General features: G+C 33.5%; 17 protein-coding genes and 1 pseudogene. 12 read left to right on the top strand and 6 right to left on the bottom strand.

The window, feature by feature from the left end:
- Positions 1–210 precede the first annotated feature (210 nt).
- Positions 211–1,604, bottom strand: a protein-coding gene (locus tag IGI80_RS11160) for an IS3 family transposase (protein WP_251846742.1) whose coding sequence is annotated in 2 segments (ribosomal slippage) — positions 211–1,064 and positions 1,064–1,604 — 1,395 coding nt in all. Because the reading frame shifts where the segments join, the coding sequence is not laid out codon by codon here.
- Between the two features lie 680 nt (positions 1,605–2,284).
- Between IGI80_RS11160 and IGI80_RS11165 the strand changes: the two genes are divergently transcribed.
- Positions 2,285–3,256, top strand: a complete 972-nt coding sequence (locus IGI80_RS11165) for an IS30 family transposase (RefSeq protein WP_438723476.1) — start codon at positions 2,285–2,287, stop codon at positions 3,254–3,256.
- A 319-nt stretch (positions 3,257–3,575) separates the two neighbouring features.
- Here IGI80_RS11165 and IGI80_RS11170 read toward each other — a convergent pair whose 3' ends face one another.
- Positions 3,576–4,325, bottom strand: a complete 750-nt coding sequence (locus IGI80_RS11170) for an IS982 family transposase (protein ID WP_438723477.1) — start codon at positions 4,323–4,325, stop codon at positions 3,576–3,578.
- Between the two features lie 871 nt (positions 4,326–5,196).
- Here IGI80_RS11170 and IGI80_RS11175 point away from each other — a divergent pair.
- A pseudogene (locus IGI80_RS11175) lies at positions 5,197–6,070 on the top strand (IS982 family transposase).
- 330 nt (positions 6,071–6,400) lie between these two features.
- Here IGI80_RS11175 and IGI80_RS11180 read toward each other — a convergent pair.
- The 3 genes from IGI80_RS11180 to IGI80_RS11190 form a co-directional block, all read right to left on the bottom strand.
- On the bottom strand, positions 6,401–6,565 hold the full coding sequence (locus IGI80_RS11180) for a transposase (RefSeq protein WP_438724243.1): 165 nt from the start codon (positions 6,563–6,565) through the stop codon (positions 6,401–6,403).
- Between the two features lie 369 nt (positions 6,566–6,934).
- The gene (locus IGI80_RS11185; protein ID WP_438723479.1) at positions 6,935–7,051 is read right to left on the bottom strand and encodes a hypothetical protein; all 117 of its coding nucleotides are present in this window, start codon (positions 7,049–7,051) and stop codon (positions 6,935–6,937) included.
- Positions 7,052–7,104: 53 nt separating this feature from the next.
- Positions 7,105–7,398, bottom strand: coding sequence for a hypothetical protein (locus tag IGI80_RS11190; protein ID WP_438723480.1), 294 nt, complete (start codon positions 7,396–7,398; stop codon positions 7,105–7,107).
- A gap of 284 nt (positions 7,399–7,682) precedes the next feature.
- On the opposite strand from IGI80_RS11190, the gene IGI80_RS11195 reads away from it, so the two are divergent.
- The 7 genes from IGI80_RS11195 (at position 7,683) to IGI80_RS11225 (ending at position 16,306) form a co-directional block, all read left to right on the top strand.
- Complete coding sequence (locus IGI80_RS11195) at positions 7,683–9,293, top strand: ABC transporter substrate-binding protein (protein WP_438723481.1); 1,611 nt, start codon at positions 7,683–7,685, stop codon at positions 9,291–9,293.
- Between the two features lie 105 nt (positions 9,294–9,398).
- Positions 9,399–10,361, top strand: coding sequence for an ABC transporter permease (locus tag IGI80_RS11200; protein ID WP_438723483.1), 963 nt, complete (start codon positions 9,399–9,401; stop codon positions 10,359–10,361).
- Positions 10,358–11,215 carry an ABC transporter permease gene (locus IGI80_RS11205; protein ID WP_438723485.1) on the top strand — a complete coding sequence of 286 codons (858 nt, stop codon included), beginning with the start codon at positions 10,358–10,360 and terminating at the stop codon, positions 11,213–11,215. Before IGI80_RS11200 ends, IGI80_RS11205 begins: the two co-directional genes overlap by 4 nt.
- 15 nt (positions 11,216–11,230) lie before the next feature.
- The gene (locus IGI80_RS11210) at positions 11,231–12,244 is read left to right on the top strand and encodes an ABC transporter ATP-binding protein (RefSeq protein ID WP_438723486.1); all 1,014 of its coding nucleotides are present in this window, start codon (positions 11,231–11,233) and stop codon (positions 12,242–12,244) included.
- Positions 12,237–13,028, top strand: coding sequence for an ABC transporter ATP-binding protein (locus IGI80_RS11215; RefSeq protein WP_438723488.1), 792 nt, complete (start codon positions 12,237–12,239; stop codon positions 13,026–13,028). The genes IGI80_RS11210 and IGI80_RS11215 overlap by 8 nt, the downstream gene beginning before the upstream one ends.
- 30 nt (positions 13,029–13,058) lie before the next feature.
- Positions 13,059–14,303, top strand: a complete 1,245-nt coding sequence (locus IGI80_RS11220) for a M20 family metallopeptidase (RefSeq protein WP_438723490.1) — start codon at positions 13,059–13,061, stop codon at positions 14,301–14,303.
- An 11-nt stretch (positions 14,304–14,314) separates the two neighbouring features.
- Positions 14,315–16,306, top strand: coding sequence for a prolyl oligopeptidase family serine peptidase (locus IGI80_RS11225; RefSeq protein WP_438723491.1), 1,992 nt, complete (start codon positions 14,315–14,317; stop codon positions 16,304–16,306).
- On the opposite strand, the gene IGI80_RS11230 is transcribed toward IGI80_RS11225, so the two are convergent.
- Entirely contained in the window at positions 16,303–16,572 is a 270-nt protein-coding gene (locus IGI80_RS11230) for an IclR family transcriptional regulator domain-containing protein (RefSeq protein WP_438724244.1), read from the bottom strand. The two genes, IGI80_RS11225 and IGI80_RS11230, sit on opposite strands and share 4 nt — an antisense overlap.
- A gap of 133 nt (positions 16,573–16,705) precedes the next feature.
- Between IGI80_RS11230 and IGI80_RS11235 the strand changes: the two genes are divergently transcribed.
- The 3 genes from IGI80_RS11235 (at position 16,706) to tnpB (ending at position 18,307) form a co-directional block, all read left to right on the top strand.
- Complete coding sequence (locus tag IGI80_RS11235; RefSeq protein WP_438723493.1) at positions 16,706–17,656, top strand: DUF1177 domain-containing protein; 951 nt, start codon at positions 16,706–16,708, stop codon at positions 17,654–17,656.
- A 176-nt stretch (positions 17,657–17,832) separates the two neighbouring features.
- Positions 17,833–18,015, top strand: a complete 183-nt coding sequence (locus tag IGI80_RS11240) for a hypothetical protein (RefSeq protein ID WP_438723494.1) — start codon at positions 17,833–17,835, stop codon at positions 18,013–18,015.
- A complete protein-coding gene (gene tnpB, locus IGI80_RS11245) occupies positions 18,005–18,307 on the top strand; it encodes an IS66 family insertion sequence element accessory protein TnpB (RefSeq protein ID WP_438723010.1) in 303 nt (100 codons plus the stop codon). Before IGI80_RS11240 ends, tnpB begins: the two co-directional genes overlap by 11 nt.
- Positions 18,308–18,529 lie beyond the last annotated feature (222 nt).

The following is an 18,529-nucleotide window of genomic DNA, read 5'->3' on the forward strand; positions in this document are numbered from 1 at the left end:
TTTCGATATACTAATAAGAGGCTACCAACCGCTCATTTTATCGAAAGGAGTTCATCTGTATCATCAAATTACGACAAAAGTTTATTATACATTCAATGGAATTATAAGTACCATATAGTGTTTATAAAAAAGCCAGCCCTGTTTCCAGAGTTGTGTAGTGAGACCCGAAAGTTAGACCGAATACCGACTGGAGAAATCTGGTCGGTATTTTTATGCGACGAACCGTTTACGGAATTGAACGGGACTGCACCCTAGTTTTGTCTTTATTCGTTGATGATTATAATAATCAATCCATTCCTCAATTGCTTGTTCTAGTTCTTCGAAACTAGAATAAATAATGCCATGGTAGGTTTCTTGTTTTAGTAAACCAAAGAAATTCTCCATAGGAGAATTATCAAAACAATTGCCTTTTCGAGACATACTTTGAAAGATCTGGTGACTGGTTAATTGCTTTTTGTACTGCTTCATTTGGTACCCCCAACCTTGGTCAGAATGAAAAGTGCGCCGATATGGACAATCTTGCGTTTTATCAATGGCTTCTTTTTGTGCCTCAAGAATTGCTTTGGCATTCGGCTGTTTAGAAATACGGTAAGACAAGATTTCACCATTAAATAAATCAAGAAAAGGATCTAAATAGAGTTTTTTTATTTGAATCTTTCCACTTTGATCACGTTCATAATACTTAAATTCAGAGGTATCTGTTGTTAGCTTTTGATGGGGTACTGAAGTGTAGAAACGACGATGTAGACGGTTTTTTTCGCCATAGCCAACGGTTCCTTTGTAGGAATTATATTTTCTTGATTTACGAATAAATTTTGTCCCTTTTAGGCCAAGTTTACGCATAAGACGACGAATTTTTTTCTGGTTTACGTTCAATCCTTGTTCTTTTAAAGCTAATTGAATACGGCGATAGCCATAGTTTCCTTTGTTTTCGTCAAAAATTTTCTTAATCAGGGCTTCTAATTTTTGATTGGGATTTTTTCGCTCAAATCGCTTTTGCCAATACATATACGTCGCTTTAGGAAATTTGGTTGCTTCCAGTAAGATTGTTAATCGGAATTTTTTTCGGAGTTCGTGGATGATTCGGGCATCTCGTTCTTGAGTCGTTCCGGGATATTCATTCCTAAAGCGCGGAGCTTTTTTATGAAGGCTAGTTCCGCTCGCAATAGTTCATTTTCATGTTCTAATTCTTGTTCACGTGTTCGTGTTTTTTTCACCTGAACGGGTTTCTTTTTCTTTGACATAGAAGGTCTTCCTTTCTGTTTTGGTGAAAGCCCTTCTATGCCTGTTTCTAGAAATTTCTGGTGCCAAGCCAAGACTAAGGTATCGTTTGGCAGACCATATTTCAATGCGACAGTCAGATAAGAGTCACCACTCGTTAAATAATAGTGTATGACATCCCGCTTGAATTTGGAAGAGTAATGTTGGTAATTTACTCTTCGATGAAGTGCGTTAAATCCAAATTTCTCGACTGTTTTAACCCATTTACGAACAGTCGAAAGTGAAGCAATATCAAATTGATTCGCTAGTATTCGATAACCTCCTGCGCCATTTTGGTAAGCTTCTACTACTTTTTTCTTGAATGCATAATCGTATTTTGCCAATTTAAATACGCCTCCAAAGTTAGATTTTTTGGTCTAACTTTGGGGGCGCACTACATTGTAGGGCTGACAATGTTAGTTTTTTTAATTTGGACTAAAAAACTAACATTGTCGCAAAACTAGTGTAATATGCTCTAATTGGAAGTTCAAATTCAACTACATGCTCTAATTACCCTATAACCTCATTTATAAGACGCATTTTTCATCGAAATACATTTTTAAATGCCTCAAAAGCGAAATTAGGGGTGTTTAACGCGATTCGGATATGATACTTACCCTGCAAAACAAAAAAGGAATAAACTTATCGGCTGGTTAAACGGTAAAAAGCTAAATTTACATTAAATAACAATACATTGCTAATAAACAAATTGAACAGCTCCAAGAACAATTATCATTTACGTTAGAGAATCAGGAAAATGAAAAAATTCTTCTGTACAACCAACTTCTGATAAAGTTGAACACGTATCAGAAATAAAATGGTGGCAGTTATGGAAGAGATGAGAGCAGTTGATTGATTCATTTAAAAAACATTTCGTTGTTATAGTTATTCGCTAGAAACTATTTTCTTGCAGAAGTATTTTTTTAAATAGAGCCGATAGTAAAATTAAGCTAGACAACTAAATAAGTCATTTATGCTACACTCAAAATAGTTCCGACCAAAGAATTATAAGGAGTGAAGACAAATGACCTATACTCATCTTACACCAAATGAACTCGTGATGATAGAACCTTATTTTAATATGAGCCAACCTGTTACGATGGTCTCTAAGACTTTAAATCGTTCTAGACAGACAATCTACAATGTTTACAACTTTCTGAAACAAGGAAAATCTATCCGTGACTATTACCAACAGTATAAAGAAAATAAAACGCGTTGTGGTCGATACCCCATTCATTTGCCTACAGAACAGCATGATTACATTCAAACCATGGTGGCTCAGGGATGGACATCTGATGTGATTATTGGTCGAGCTGAGTTTCCTATTTCATGCTCTGTTAGAACACTTTATCGTCAGTTTAAAGCCAATCAATTTGATTGCTCAATCCTACCAACGAAAGGGAAACGAAAGCCCAACGGGCATAAAGAACGTCGCGGAAAGCAAGCAGCTAAACGCAATATTTCAGAACGATCCACTGACTACCCTGAATTCCAACAGGAATTTGGGCATTTAGAAGGTGACACAATTGTTGGCGTTCATCATAAAAGTGCCATACTCACTCTAGTTGAACGCCTTTCAAAAGTGATTATTACATTAAAACCCGAAGACAGGAAAGCACGAGATATTGAAAAAGCGACAATTGATTGGCTACAAAAGATTCCCAAAAACTTGTTCAAATCCATTACCTTTGATTGTGGAAAAGAATTCTCAAACTGGAAAAACATGAGTAACGCCACTGATATTTCCATCTATTTTGCGGATCCAGGGGCACCCTCACAACGAGGGTTAAATGAGCATTCTAATGGCCTATTACGTAAAGACGGACTGCCTAAAACAATGGATTTCAACCAAGTTGACCAAGCGTTTGTTTCGGCTGTCGCCTCCAAAAGAAATCACCTACCAAGGAAATCTTTAAATTACCGAACACCATTAGAAATATTTTTGAGTTACATAAATGAGAAACAATTGTCTAGTTTAATTTTACAAATCAAATAGAATAATTTTTTTATCTACAGGATTATTAAATAAATAACAGTGGGCGCATTCAATCAACTATTAAAATTCAAAAAGAAGCACGCGATTAGAATGCTTATATGACGACATTTCCAAGGTAGATAAGAGGTAGACCAATTTAAAATCACAAAGAGTGCCCCTCTATCAAATTATAGAGGGGCTACTTATATTAATAGCTGTTATGTTAATTAGTTGTTCATTTAAAATGTTGTTTAAAAAAGTAATCCAAATTTTATACAAATTTAGAGCCACCAAAAATTAAAGACATTTTATAAAATATAACCCGATGTGCTAGTTAAATTTAGAATTGCCCCAAAGAATATCTTAGTGAGTTGACTTCGAATCTCTGAACAAGTTCCAACATAAAACTGTAGGTTAATAACACAACCTCTAGTTTCGATTCAAAACCTGCAAGAGAACGATTTTTGACTTTTCCAAGCAAGATATAAAAGCTCGAAAACACGGTTTCTATCCGTTTTCTAAGTCTTTTTAGAAGGTACTCGTTTACAACCTTTGGTTGTTTTGAATTGCTTTTTCTGGGTGTCCAAAAGTCAATGCCACGCTCAGAAAAATAGCGCTTTAACTCTTGACTCACGTAGCCTTTGTCAGATAAAACTTGTGGCGTAGGTGCTTGATCAACCAATTCCGGAGCCACATTAATATCGTGAATGGATGCAGATGGAACAACGTATCCAGTCGGGAACCCTTTATGATTAACGGATACACTAAGCTTTAAACCATAGTAAAACAGCTGTTTCGTAGCATTAAATCCAATATCTGCTGTCCCAGTAAATAATTTTGCACGTCGGTTTCTAATTGTTGCACATAAAGGAATCGGCATACTATCAATCACGGAGAACGGACAGTTTTGGTGCAGTTCTTGGACATAACCACAACGAATCATTTTAATTACGTCTTTCAGATTTGCACAGATACATGAGTATCTGGATCGTTCGGGGAATTGATCCTGAAAAAGTTTGATCGCTTTATATTGATTCATTTGATCCGTAAAACCTAACATGCAAGCCCAGATAATCGCTGATATAATCACACAATCCGGTTGGATTTGCCGATCGATATTCCGTCTGTTTTGACTGAATTAGGGATATATTGTTCATACAAAGATGGAATTAACACTCATTTCTTTATTGGTTTTGAATTAATTTTATGCAAAGTTTTCTGTGTTTTCTAGATTTTTTCATTTTTAAATTTAACTAGCACATCGGGTAAAATATAAGTTTGGAATAGTTTTTCATGTATTTACTACTCTAAAAGAAAATGACAGCTTAGTAAAATTATAGTATTTAATTAAGTAAGAATATATTATATCTTAATCCTTTTATTGAAAATAAAAAATAAAAAAATAGTATTAAAATCATATTTTTTTCGAAAGCATACAAAATTATAATTTATAAGAAAAATTGGTGATATGAATAATATTAACGAAAAAAATTATAACTATTTCAATAGTTATAAAAAGATAGAGGAATTCTTATGTATAAATATTCTTTGTTTACAAATGCAATGCTTTTAATTATGTTGTTCATTCCTACGTATTCAAACCAAAGATATAATGATTTTTTTATTTAATATTATTAGCTATTATTTCTAACGGTATAACGTTTTGAAAAATAACCATTTTCACCCATATAAGCAAGTTCCGCTCCTAATACACACGTTCCAAATCCTCCAACATTTACTTATTGCATTTCTTGAACAGTTAACCCTTTTGTATTATTCATGCTGTTTTCCAACTTTCTATATTTTTTTATTTAAATGATAAAAAATCGCTTTCGAATTATTATATTATTTAATTGTAAAATAATATAATACCCGTGGTGCTGGTTGATTTAAAACTGGGTGAAATAAAAAACTTTGCGATAGAATAAGCTCAAAACAACGACGAAATGAGTGAATATTCTATGCAAAGTCAACCTAAATATATCGAAATCTACACAAATACTCAACTAATGTTTTCTGAAATTCTGGAAATCATTCAATCACTATACAGTAGATACGTTCCTGGGCAAATAAAAAATCGAAAGAACGTTAATTTATTAACAACCAGACAACACCATCATTGCTTATATAATATGGGGAATGATGAATGGTTTAACCACTCAAAGATCAATCTATCGCTCCGTACGGAGCATTTTATTATTAGAAAATTTTCCTGAGCGATCAAGATTCACCCGATTATGTGTCAATCTTGTGATAGCCATTAAAATCATTCGGTATCGTTTCGTCATTGAACATGCGAATCCTAGAGATCATCTTTTTGTCATTATTGACAGCTTTCCTAGTCCTCTCTGTAAATCTGTAAGAAATAGAAGAGCCAAAGTTTTATCTGAAGTAGCTGATATTGGCTATAACTCAACTAAAAAGCTACACTTTTATGGGTTGAAGATTAGTTCCATGGTTACAAAAACTGGTTTTCCTTTAATTTATACGGTAACTAAAGCTTCCATTCACGATGTGAATATGGCTGAAAAACTTTCTTTTGAATGTCCGATTGAGAAATTATTGGTCGACAAGGGCTACATTAGCTCAAACATGTAAGAAAGACTGTTAAATAAAGGGATTTAGCTATACACTCCACTCAAGAAAAATGCAAAAAACAGCGATAAAATTGACGATTCATTATTAGCAGAACACCGTAAGGTGATTGAAACAGTCTTTTCGAGTTGGGAAAATTTAGGGATTCAAAATTTTAAAAGCAGATCATTATTAGGATTTGAAAGTCGATTAGAAAGCATTTTACTAGTCTATTGTTTAATGCTTTCTAAAGCACAATAACGCTATGGCAACAAGCTAAAATACTCTTTAGGTCGTTTCTAAAATCAACTAGCACCACGGGTAGAATTAATTTGAAAAAATTTAAAAAACGAAAACCCATTTTTAGTAGCATAGTTAAATCAAATAAGCATCACTCATTTTTTAATTCTAAATAAAAAATTCTCTTTACAATTATTAAGAAAAGTGGTAAATTATTAGAAAATAAAGTTTTTATCTAATGAAATCTTTATTTAACGGTTTATCATTAATATTGATTAACTATCCCTTGAATCTTTAAATAACAATAAAATCTAGAAGTTTGTGATTCTAATCTAAATTTAATATTTCTAATCAAAAATAGTGTTTGGATAAAACGCAGACACGTAAAACACTCGCATGAGAAATACGAACTGATTTTTTACTGCCAGCTGACTCATTACTACTAGGTGCAAGCCCAGCCCAAGAGCATAGATTTTTTAGCGTTGGGAAACTGAGCCATACCCACGGTAATTTCAGAAATAGTTTGAATCGCCGATTGCCGTTTCACTCCTGAAATTGTTTGAAGTAATTGGATGTCTGGCTCATACGATTTTATCACCTTATTCAATAGATAGTCAATGAATTCAATCTAATGGTTCAAGTAAGTGACATGTTCCTCGATAATTTGAATACGCAGGATTTATTCATTTGTAAAACTGTACCCTTCGATTGATTCTAGGAGATCATATCCATTCTTTGCTTCATGCAAGAATGAAGCAAAGAATGGATATGATCCGGATCAAAGTTTTTGATAGAGATTAAATAGTCACGGACTTTTTTGGAGCTAACGCCAAACATATCAGAAACAACAGAGTCCATGGCAACATTACCGACGGTAAAAGCGTTTTAAAGACAATTCTTTTCGCTAGAGCGTTGACTAACTAAATGTGTGCGATACCGAGTAAATTCAATTAACACGCGAATATCTTTGGTAGGAATGAAGCCTCCTATTACCAAACCCATACGGAAAAGTTCAGCAATCCATTTTGAATCTTTCTTATCGTCTTTGTTTCCTTTTACTGCACGAATCCATTTGGGTTCGTAATCGTGACATGAATCACGTCCTCAAGTAAATTGGAAACAGGAACCCAATACTTGCCAATATTTCCCATACAAACATTGTAGCAATTGTTCGATAACAGCCAGTCTTTCAATGCCAGAATTTGGTTGTTAAACGTTGAAAATCGTTTTTTCTGATAATGAGGCATTAATTTGCCAGATTTAGTTGTGATGTTAGTTGTGATGATGGTAGCAATTAAAAAGCTTTTGTGCACATCAATCCCACAACAAACAGGATAAACAACTTTCATGATTCTTCGCTCCTCTCTAACTAAAATATAACGGAGAGACAGTGACTGGCCAGGATAACATTTAACAGGATTTGTTAAAACAATGATTAGTGTGCGGACTTTATGTGCCACTCATTTGTACTTGAAAATCTCAGCCTTACACTTGTTAATATACTGGTTTAAACCTGAGGTTCCCTACAACTCACCCCACCGTGCTTTGTAGTATGCTTCTCCTAACTATATTATAAACTGAAATCCGCATCAGTTTTCATTACTATTTGACTCGAGTCGCGGAGCGAGTCTAGATGGAGGTTAATGTTAATATGATAAAAAGTGCATGGAAAATGATTGGAATTGTTAGTTTATTTTTTTTATTAGTTGGATGTGGTGGTAATAAATCTGCAACTGACTCTGGTAGTAAGAACAGCGGAGATGAAAAATCTGGTGGAGAGTTAAAGGTAGCTTTATCTGCAAATATAGCATCCTTAGATCCGACAACGTATACAGCGCAATATGAATCAAATATAATGCGCAGCATTTTTAACTCTTTAGTTGTATATGATTCAGAGATTAAAGAATTCAAACCTTCTATTGCCACAAAATGGGAAATATCAGATGACTTAAAAAGTTATACATTTACGTTAAGAGATGATGTTTACTTCCAAGCTGGTAAATATCAAGATGGAAGAAAAATGGTAGCTAACGACGTTAAATATTCATTAGAGCGTTCATTAAACAAATCTGCATTGAATCGTTTAAGATATGTAAAAAATGTAGATGTTAAAAGCGAGACAGAATTAACAATCGAACTTGAAAAACCTTATGCAGGATTTTTGGCTATGTTAACAGATATGGGAAATGCAATTGTTCCTAAAGAGGAAGTTGAGGGTTGGGGAGACGATTTTGCTAGAAATCCAGTTGGTACAGGACCTTTTAAATTTGTTGAATGGTCAACTGATGACTTTGTTTTAACAGAACGACATGAAAAATATTGGGGTAAAAAACCGAATCTTGATAGTGTTAAATTTAGTTTTATCATTGACTCGAATATGATGGGAAATTCATTACAAGCTGGTGATATTGATATTGCTACTCAAATTACTGGTCAAAATATTCCTTTAGTGAAGAAAAATAACAAATTAGATTTACAACAAATTCAAGGATTATCTATTGGTTATCTTGCTTTTAATACAAAGGAAGGACCAACAGCTGATGTTAATGTTAGAAAAGCAATGGCTTTAGCAGTTGATAAAGAAGAGTTAGTTAATGGTATCTATCAATACGGTGAAGCATCTGCAGCTTATATGCCACTACCAAAAGCGTCTTGGGGTTATAGTAAAAAAATCGAGGATGAAATGAAAAAAGAGTTTTCACCAAATGTTGAAGAAAGTAAAAAACTTTTAGCAGATGCAGGATTTAAAGATGGATTCAAAATTGAACTTTATACATCAGAAGCACGTGTTCCTGTTGCAACAATTTTCCAAGCTCAAATGAAACAATTAAACATTGATGTAGAAATTAAATCAGTTGAGTGGGGAACGTTTAGTGATATTGTTTCAAATGGTAAAGCGCCACTTTATATTATGGGGTGGAGTTGGTATCCAGATCCAGATTTCTACCTATACCAAATGCTACATTCAGCACAAATTGGTTCTTTAGGAAATGGTGGTCAATATAAAAATGAAAAAGTAGATGAGTTATTAGACCGTGCAAATTCAGAGACAGCTGATGAAAGCAAACGAGCAGAAATTTATGAAGAAGCCTTAGAGTTAATTAAAAACGATGTACCTCATGTTGATTTATACGATCAAGACATTGTTGTTGGCCTAAGTAATGAAGTTAAAGACTATAAAGTACGATCAGATGGTTCTGTAATTTTAGTTGATGACGAAGTTAATGTTTGGTTAGATCGTTAAAATTAACAATAAGAACTACTAAAAATGTCTTATTTTGACTGCTGATCTATTGAATTACAGTCAAGGTAAGACGTTTTTTATCTTAAATTAGGGGAGGAAACTATTTTGATTAGATATACACTACGACGACTATTAGATGTAATACCAACTTTATTACTTGTAATAGTCATTGTTTTTATTATAACTCGCTTAATACCAGGAGATCCTGCCAGTACCATGTTAGGCCCTCAAGCAAGCGTTGAAGAAGTTGCAAAACTTAGAGAATCTCTAGGATTAGATAAATCCTTAATTAGTCAGTTTTGGGATTACATGAATGGCTTATTTCATTTTGATTTAGGAACTTCATTCACTTACCGAAAACCTGTAATGGAGTTAATTATTGAAAGGCTTCCTAATACGTTAATTCTGGCAGCTATGTCCTTAATTATTGCTTTAGTTTTAGGTGTTTCATCTGGCATCATTTCAGCTGTTAAAAAAGATACTTTTTTTGATTATTTCTTTACTGTTATTTCTTTAGTTGGTGTATCTATACCAGTTTTTTGGTTAGGGTTAATGTTAGTACTATTATTTAGTGTGACGTTAGGTTGGTTACCTGCAACTGGTATGGGAAATATGAAGAATGGTTTTTGTGATTATTTTTCTCATTTGATATTACCAAGTTTAACACTTGCAACTATTCCAATGGCTAATTTTTCAAGAATTACTCGTTCAAGTATGTTGGAAGTTATAAATCAAAATTATATTAAAACTGCTAGAGCAAAAGGTGTGGGAAGTTTTTCTATTGTGATGAAACACGGATTAAAGAATGCGGCAACACCTATATTAACGGTTTTAGGAATGCAGTTATCTTCTATGTTAAGTGGAGCTGTTTTAACTGAAACAATTTATAGTTGGCCAGGTATGGGGAGATTGATTGTTGATGCTATTAATAAAAGAGATTTTATTGTAGTTCAAGGAACGGTTCTTTTTCTAGCTTTAATGTATGTTTTGATAAATCTATTAGTTGATATTTTATATAAAGTTGTAAATCCAAGAGTGAGTTTAGAGAATGGAGGGACTAAAAAATGATGAAATCAAAAGATTTTTTTAAATTTGTTAAAAAGATTACACAAAATAAGTTAGCTTTAGTTGGTTTAGTCATTGTTCTGTTCTTCGTTGTTATTGCACTACTTGCTCCGCTACTTGCAACTAGTGATCCAAATAAAATTGATACAGCTAATGCCTTTTTATCTCCTGGTGAGGCTGGGCATTTTTTAGGGACTGACAATTATGGTCGTGATATTTATTCGCGTATGCTTTACGGAGCTAGAATTTCCCTTGTTGTTGGTATAGGTGCTGTTGCAATTGGTGGAACGATTGGTATATTGCTAGGTTTAGTTGCTGGTTATTATGGTGGTATTGTTGATTCAGTTATTATGCGAGTAATGGATGCATTATTTGCTTTTCCCTTTATTTTATTAGCTATAACTTTAATGACAGTTTTAGGCTCAGGTTTAAGCAATGTAATTGTAGCTATTGCAGTGGGAAATGTACCTGGATTTGCTCGAATGATTAGAGGACAAGTATTAAGTGTCAAAGAAGAAGATTATGTAGAAGTAACAGAGTCTTTAGGTGCAACACATAGTCGCATTTTGTTTTCTCATATACTCCCAAACTCCTTAGCGCCAATTATTATTTATGCCACAATGAATGTAGCAGGGGCAATCATTTCAGAGGCTGCTCTTAGCTTTTTAGGACTAGGAATTCAACCACCTCAAGCATCTTGGGGAAATATCTTAAAAGAAGGAAAAGACTATTTAATTGTTTCTCCACATATAGCGATTATTTCAGGACTGGGTATTTTATTATCAGTTTTAGGCCTTAATTTATTTGGAGATGGTTTACGAGATGCACTAGATCCAAGAAATACAACATCAAAATAAAAGGAGGACTTCAAAATGAATCAACGATTACTAGAAGTAAAAGATTTATCAGTAGATTTTAAAATTGGAAAAGAACAAGTTAGAGCTATCGACCAGTTGTCTTTTTCTTTAGATAAAGGAGAAGTTCTCGCTATTGTTGGTGAATCAGGTTCTGGAAAAAGTGTGTCGGTCACTTCTTTAATGAAACTTCTACCGCCTAATGCCAGTATTTCTAATGGAGAAATACTTTTTGATAATAAAGATATTGTTCCCTTTAAAGAAAAAGAAATGAGAAAGATTAGAGGAAATCAAATTTCTATGATTTTTCAAGACCCGATGACTAGTTTAAATCCTGTTTATACAATTGGAAACCAATTAATTGAAGCGATTCGTATTCATCAAAAGATGAGTAAAAATGAAGCTAAAGAGGAGGCTGCCAAATTACTTGAAATTGTTGGTATTAAAGAACCTCATAAACGATTGAATAAATATCCTCATGAATTTTCAGGAGGAATGAGGCAAAGAGTCATGATAGCAATGGCGGTAGCTTCAAAACCTGATTTGATTATTGCAGATGAACCAACAACAGCGTTAGATGTAACAGTTCAAGCTCAAATATTAAAATTATTGCAAGAATTAAAGGAGAAAATCAATACAAGTATTATTTTCATTTCCCATGATTTGGAAGTTGTTTCAGATATTGCTAATCGAATTGTGATTATGTATGCAGGTCAGATAGTTGAAAGTGGTGAAGCAAAACAAATTTTTAATAATCCTCTTCATCCTTATACACGTTTATTAATCAAATCAATTCCAAAATCAAATAAAGCCAGTGGAAAATTACCTTTTATTCAAGGAAATGTTCCTAATATTAAGGATATTCCTCAAGGAACCTGTCGTTTTGCGGACCGAATTCCTTGGATAGGAAAAGAAGCTCATGAAGATAATCCGCAGTTACATGAAGTTGAAGAAAATCATTTTGTTCGCTGTACTTGTTATAAGCATTTTGAAATTAAGGAAGTTGATGATGGAGGTGCAGTTCATGAGTGATATCTTACTTGAAACAAAAGACGTAATGAAAACGTACACTTTAAAAAAGAAAAGTTTGTTTAACGAAGGCGAAAGTTTACAAGCAGTTAACGGTGTTTCTTTGCAAGTTAAAAAGGGTAAAACTTTAGGGGTAGTTGGCGAATCAGGTTGTGGTAAGTCAACATTTGCAAGGACAATAACTCAGCTCATTAAACCTACTTCAGGTGATGTGATTTATAAAGGAAGTAGCATTACAGGTTTGAAATTTTCTGAATTACAAGGTTTAAGAAAAGAGATCCAAATGATTTTTCAGGATCCTTACGCTTCAATTGACCCTAAAAAGAAAATATTGCAAATATTAACAGAACCACTTGATATTCATAAAATTGGAACAAAAGTAGAACGAGAGAAAAAAGCTTTAGAAATGCTTGTCAAGGTAGGGTTACAACCGGAATATGCCTCAAGATATGCTCATGAATTTTCTGGTGGGCAGTGTCAGAGAATTAATATAGCTAGAGCATTAATGTTAAATCCAGAATTGGTTGTCTGTGATGAACCAGTTTCTGCTTTAGATGTATCTATCCAAGCTCAAGTGATTAATTTATTAATTGATTTACAAGAAGAATTTAACTTAACTTATTTATTTATTTCTCATGACTTAAATGTTGTTCGCTATTTTTGTGATGAAATAGCTGTAATGTATCAAGGTGAAGTTATTGAATTTGGTGAGGCAGAGGAAGTATATAATCATCCTCAACATGAGTACACTAAAAAACTATTATCTGCCATACCTGGAAATAAATAGTAAAAAATCAATGTATGAAAGAGGGATAATATGAAAAAAAAAGATGTAGTTAATTTAGTCGAAAAAAGCAGAGATGAATTAATTCAATTGACTTCGCGTTTGTTGCAAATTCCAAGTGAAAATCCAAAAGGTGATACTAAAGAAATTTCTGACTTTATTATTAATTATTTGAAAGAAAATGAGATTGACACAACTGTGTACGAGCCAGACCATCATCGTTTTAATTTAGTGGCAAAAGTTGGAGAAAATTCAGGTCCTCAATTAGTTTATTGTGGTCACTCAGATACTGTTCCTGTTGGAGACATAGCGCAATGGGATTTTGATCCTTTTTATGGAGAAGTTAAGGATGGTTTTTTATTAGGGCGTGGAGCTAGTGATATGAAGGCAGGTTTAGCAGGATTAATATTTGCTACGGTTTTATTAAAACGCCATAACTTCCCCTTAAAGGGCGGCTTAACTTTAGCTATTGTTCCAGATGAAGAAACTGGTGGAGATTTTGGCGTTCCTTGGTTATTAGAAAAAGGTCATGTCAAAGGTGATGGTTGTTTAATTGCAGAACCATCTCACGCTCTTCATCCAACTATCGGACAAAAAGGTTCTTGTAGTTTCAAATTAACAGTTAAAGGTGAACCTGCTCATGGTAGTTTAGCGCCATTTGTAGGGGAAAATGCTATTGTAGACGCTTTAAATGCTATTAAAGAAATTCAAAAAGTTTCTGAATTAAAACCAGATATTCCAGAAGAATTAAAACCACTTTTACAAAAATCAAATGATTACTTGCTCGAAAGAGAAAACCCAGAAATGGCAGGGATTTTTGAAACCGTAACTTGTAATGTTGGAACAATAAACGGTGGTACAAGTTCTAATGTTGTAGCAGATACTTGTGTTGTAGAAATAGATTGCCGAGTTCCTTTTGGTATTAAGAGAAGTACTGTTATGGCATTTATCAAAGAAAAATTAGATAGCTTGGATATTACTTACACTATTGAAGATTTAGGAGTTAAAAGCAATGCGAATTATACTTTAGCAGAGGATCCAGTTTGCGAAGCAGTGATTTCAAATATTTGTGAAGTGACTAAAAAAGATGCTTATGGTGTTTTACAGTGGGCTTGTAGTGATGCTCGTCATTTTAGAGAATATAACATTCCTGTTCTACAATATGGCCCAGCCGAGTTATCAACCATTCATGGATTTAATGAAAAAGTACAAGTAGAACAAGTAGTTGATTGTGCCAAAGTGTACCTCTTAGCAGCAATTGATTTTTTAAGTAAATAAAGGAGGCTTCTATGTATAAAGAAAAAATAACAATTAATGATATGTTTGAAATACCGTTATTTTCAGCACCGGATTTTAATCCGAAGAACCAAAATGAATTTATCTATGTTAAAACAGTAGTTTCAAAAGAAAAAAACACCTATCTATCAAGCATTATAAGTTTTAATACTACTACTAATGAAGAAATTGAGATAGTTCCTCCATGTAGTAGTAACTACTACCCTAAATGGTCCTCATCAGGTGATTCTATTCTTTTTTTATCAAATAGAACAGGAACTGCGCAAGCTTATTTATATGATTTAAAAAATAAAAAAGTTAGACAACAAACTTTTACAAAATATGGTGTGGAACATATTTTATGGCATCCAGATACCAGGCATTTTTATTTTGGGACAGTTGGAAATCTAGGTGAAAAGAATCTTTATTGGAATGAAGATAAAAAAACAAACTATGATGAGAAATTACCAATAGCTTATATAACAGATGATTTAAGATATAAAATGAATGGTCGCGGATTAATTCAAACTGGTGAGGAAGATATATGGTGTTTTCAAGGTATTAATGAAACACAGGCAGAAATAATGTGTGACTATAATCAAGGTTATGGCTTAAAATTACCGGCTGATATTTCTTCTGATGGAAACTATTTAGCTCTTGAAAGACGAATCGAAAAGGATAATCCATTTAATTTCGATTCAGGAGTTTTTGTATTAGATATACATCATGGAACCTGGGAGCTTATCACAACTGAAACAGGAGCATATGGAGAACCTGTTTTTTCACCTAACAATGAATCAATTGTCATGATTGGGAATTCCTTACCTTATTTAACTTCTAATGAATTCAGAATATTTCATTATGATTTAAAGAAGAAAAAACTTGAGAATATTTTAGAAAAAGAAGATGTTCAAGTGACTGATTTTGGTGTAAGTGATTATAAACTTCTAAATACAAATCGCCAAGTTCAGTGGAATAAAAAAGGAAACAAAGTCCTTTTCCTTGTATCTGTAGAAGGAAGAGTGGCTATCTACTCTATAGACATAGATTCAAAATTAGTAACAAAAGTACATTATGATTTAGAACATGTAGTGGACTTTGATTTGTCTAAACAAACTGAAACAATGGTGCTAATATCTACTTCTCCAAAAGAGCCAACTAAAATCTCTATTGTAGATTTGGAAGATAATAAGAAACATATATTGAAAAAATCTGGTGTCTTAAGAAGTTGGGCTGATTATCACGAAGTTGAATATGTAGCCAATGATGGCGGAAGAATACCAGGTTTTATTGCTTTTCCAAATGGACACAATAAAGATAAAAAATTACCTCTTATTTTAAATATCCACGGAGGGCCATATACAATGCATGCTAGTACTTTTCATCATGAAGTTCAGTATATGACATCAGAAGGATACGTTGTCTTACTCCTAAATCCACGAGGTAGTTTTGGTTATGGTCAAAAGCATATTAATGGAGTTATTAATCGATATGGAAAAGAAGATTATACAGATTTATTATCTGGATTAGATCAAGCATTAATTGAGTTTCCAGAAATTGATTCTAATCAACTGTATATTGCTGGTGGCAGTTACGGAGGTTATTTGACCAACTGGATAGTGACACGTGACCATCGTTTTAAAGCCGGTGTAACTCAACGTTCAATGGTTAATTTAGTTAGTATGATTGGTACAAGTGATAACGGTTATTTCTTTAATGTGAGTGAAAGTGGTTCAGACATAAAAAATCCACAAAAGCTATGGGAAGAATCTCCAATAGCCTATGTGGATAATATAGAAACCCCTTTATTAATCTTACATTCTGAGGAAGATTATAGATGTCCAATGGAACAAGCCGAACAACTTTTTGTTGCTTTAAAATATTTAGGAAAAGAAAGTAGATTTGTTAGATTCCCTAAATCTAATCACGAATTATCACGGTCAGGTTTTCCTAATTTTAGAGTACAAAGATTAGAAGAAATGATGAGTTGGATAGGGAAATATTAGTAATAATGATACGTTGAAAGATCTAGATTTCTACTTGTTAGAAGTTGACTTAATTCAGTCGTATTTTCTACTAAGAGCTTACCAAATTCAGAATTTTTTTCTTTATTTAAGCGATAAGAAGGGATTGCAATTGTAATCGAACCAATAATTGTTGTATCAAAAAAAATCGGAGCAGCAATCGCAACCACATCAGCAGTATAAAGTTCGACGCTATAACACCAACCATTTTCTTTAACTTGTTGAATCCCACGTTTTGTTTCTTTAATAACTTATTCTTTTGAAAGAGTGAGTTAAGGTTTTTAGCATGGATGATAAGTCTCCTTATTTTAGTAGTTATTTCATTATATGAATTTAACACTAAAAAAGTAATTAAATTTATGATAGGAAGGAAGTTTTTTTATGGCGCTAAAACAAGTGTTAGAAATTTATAATTTAATGGATAGTTCTTTTGTAACAGGAAGTAGTTTTGAGTATCTTTTTACGGATAATTCAAATATTACTTTTGAATCAAAAAGAGTAGAAGGAGATTTAGGTCACACTGATTTTGTAAAAGTATTGATAAAAGGAAAATCAGGCAAGTCAACAGGTGGAACAACGCCAACACTTGGTGTTATAGGTCGTTTAGGTGGAATTGGAGCTAGGCCGAATCGTATTGGTTTAGTATCTGATGCAGATGGGGCAATTAGTGCTTTGTCTGTTGCACTAAAATTAAAAGATATGCAAACTCAAGGTGATATTTTGGAAGGGGATGTGATTATCACGACTCACATTTGTCCAAATGCTCCAACACAACCCCATGAACCAGTTGATTTTATGGGGTCTCCAGTTGATATTTTAACAATGAATCAATATGAAGTTAATAATGATATGGATGCCATTCTTTCAATTGATACTACTAAAGGAAATAATATTATTAATCATAAAGGAATTGCTATTTCACCTACTGTAAAAGAAGGTTATATTTTACGTGTGAGTGATGATTTAGTTCGATTATTAAGTATGGTGACTGGCGAGCTACCTATCTCTTTCCCTATTACAACTCAAGATATTACACCTTATGGCAATGGAGTTTACCATTTAAATTCGATTTTACAACCAGCTGTTGCAACCAATGTACCAGTTGTAGGTGTCGCAATCACAGCTAATAGCACAGTTCCTGGGAGTGGAACCGGGGCAAGTCATGAACAAGATATTTCTCTTGCTACTAAATTTGCTATTGAGGTAGCTAAGGAGTTCTCAGTTGGTCAGACAAAATTTTTTGATGAAGAAGAATTTAATACATTAATTAATTTATATGGTAATTTGAACCAACTTCAAACTTTAGGTAATAAATCAAAACCACCCGTGTGAACGGGTGGTTTGTTCTTTTTTCATGTTTGAAAGTGACAACGGCCAAACATCATTCGTTTTATTTTCTTCAACTTATTTATCTTTCCTCCGTAAGCGCCGAACCACTGACTACCTACAATCAAAAACCACTTCCGACTATACTGACAATACAAGTACAAATCGGAGGTGGTTGCTTTATGAAAGAAAAACAAGAGGTCGTTGCCATTAAGCTCGAGGGTCAGCCGCAAGAAAAACGCGCACTTCCTGCTAAAATAGGAATAAAAATCAAAGCGGAAATGCATGACATCTTTATCTACAATGGCGCGAGTCAATATCTTGTGCGGACGGTCTTGAAGGAGCTGATGGCTCATGATACTTGATTATCAAAAAGTCGCTCATATCTTTATTGTTTGCGGAAAAACAGATCTAAGGAAAGGAATCGATGGCCTGGCTGCCATCGTCCAGCATGAGTATAATTTGGATGTGTACGACGATGCTCTTTTCTTATTTTGTGGCGGCAGACGAGATCGTTTCAAAATGTTGTATTACGAAAAAGATGGTTTCCTTCTTTTATACAAGCGATTGGATCAAGGACAACTTCGTTGGCCGAGATCAAAAAAGAAATTCGTTGCCTTACGCACCAACAGATTCGATGGTTATTGGAAGGATTAAGCATCGATCAACCCAAAGCAATTTCTGTTGGGAAATGTTGCATTTTTTAATTTAAAGAAACAAAGGAGAATCGGCAAGAAACAGTGATTTCATGCGGTTTCTCCTTCTTTTTGCGTCTGTTTAATGGTATAATAATAACAGAATATATATTTAGAAAGTGGTGTGATTACTTGTTAGATCAAGCAAATGATAAAAATGAAAATAACGAATCCACCACATAAT

This window comes from Enterococcus sp. DIV1420a (assembly GCF_051712165.1).
GTDB classification, from domain to species: domain Bacteria; phylum Bacillota; class Bacilli; order Lactobacillales; family Enterococcaceae; genus Enterococcus; species Enterococcus faecalis.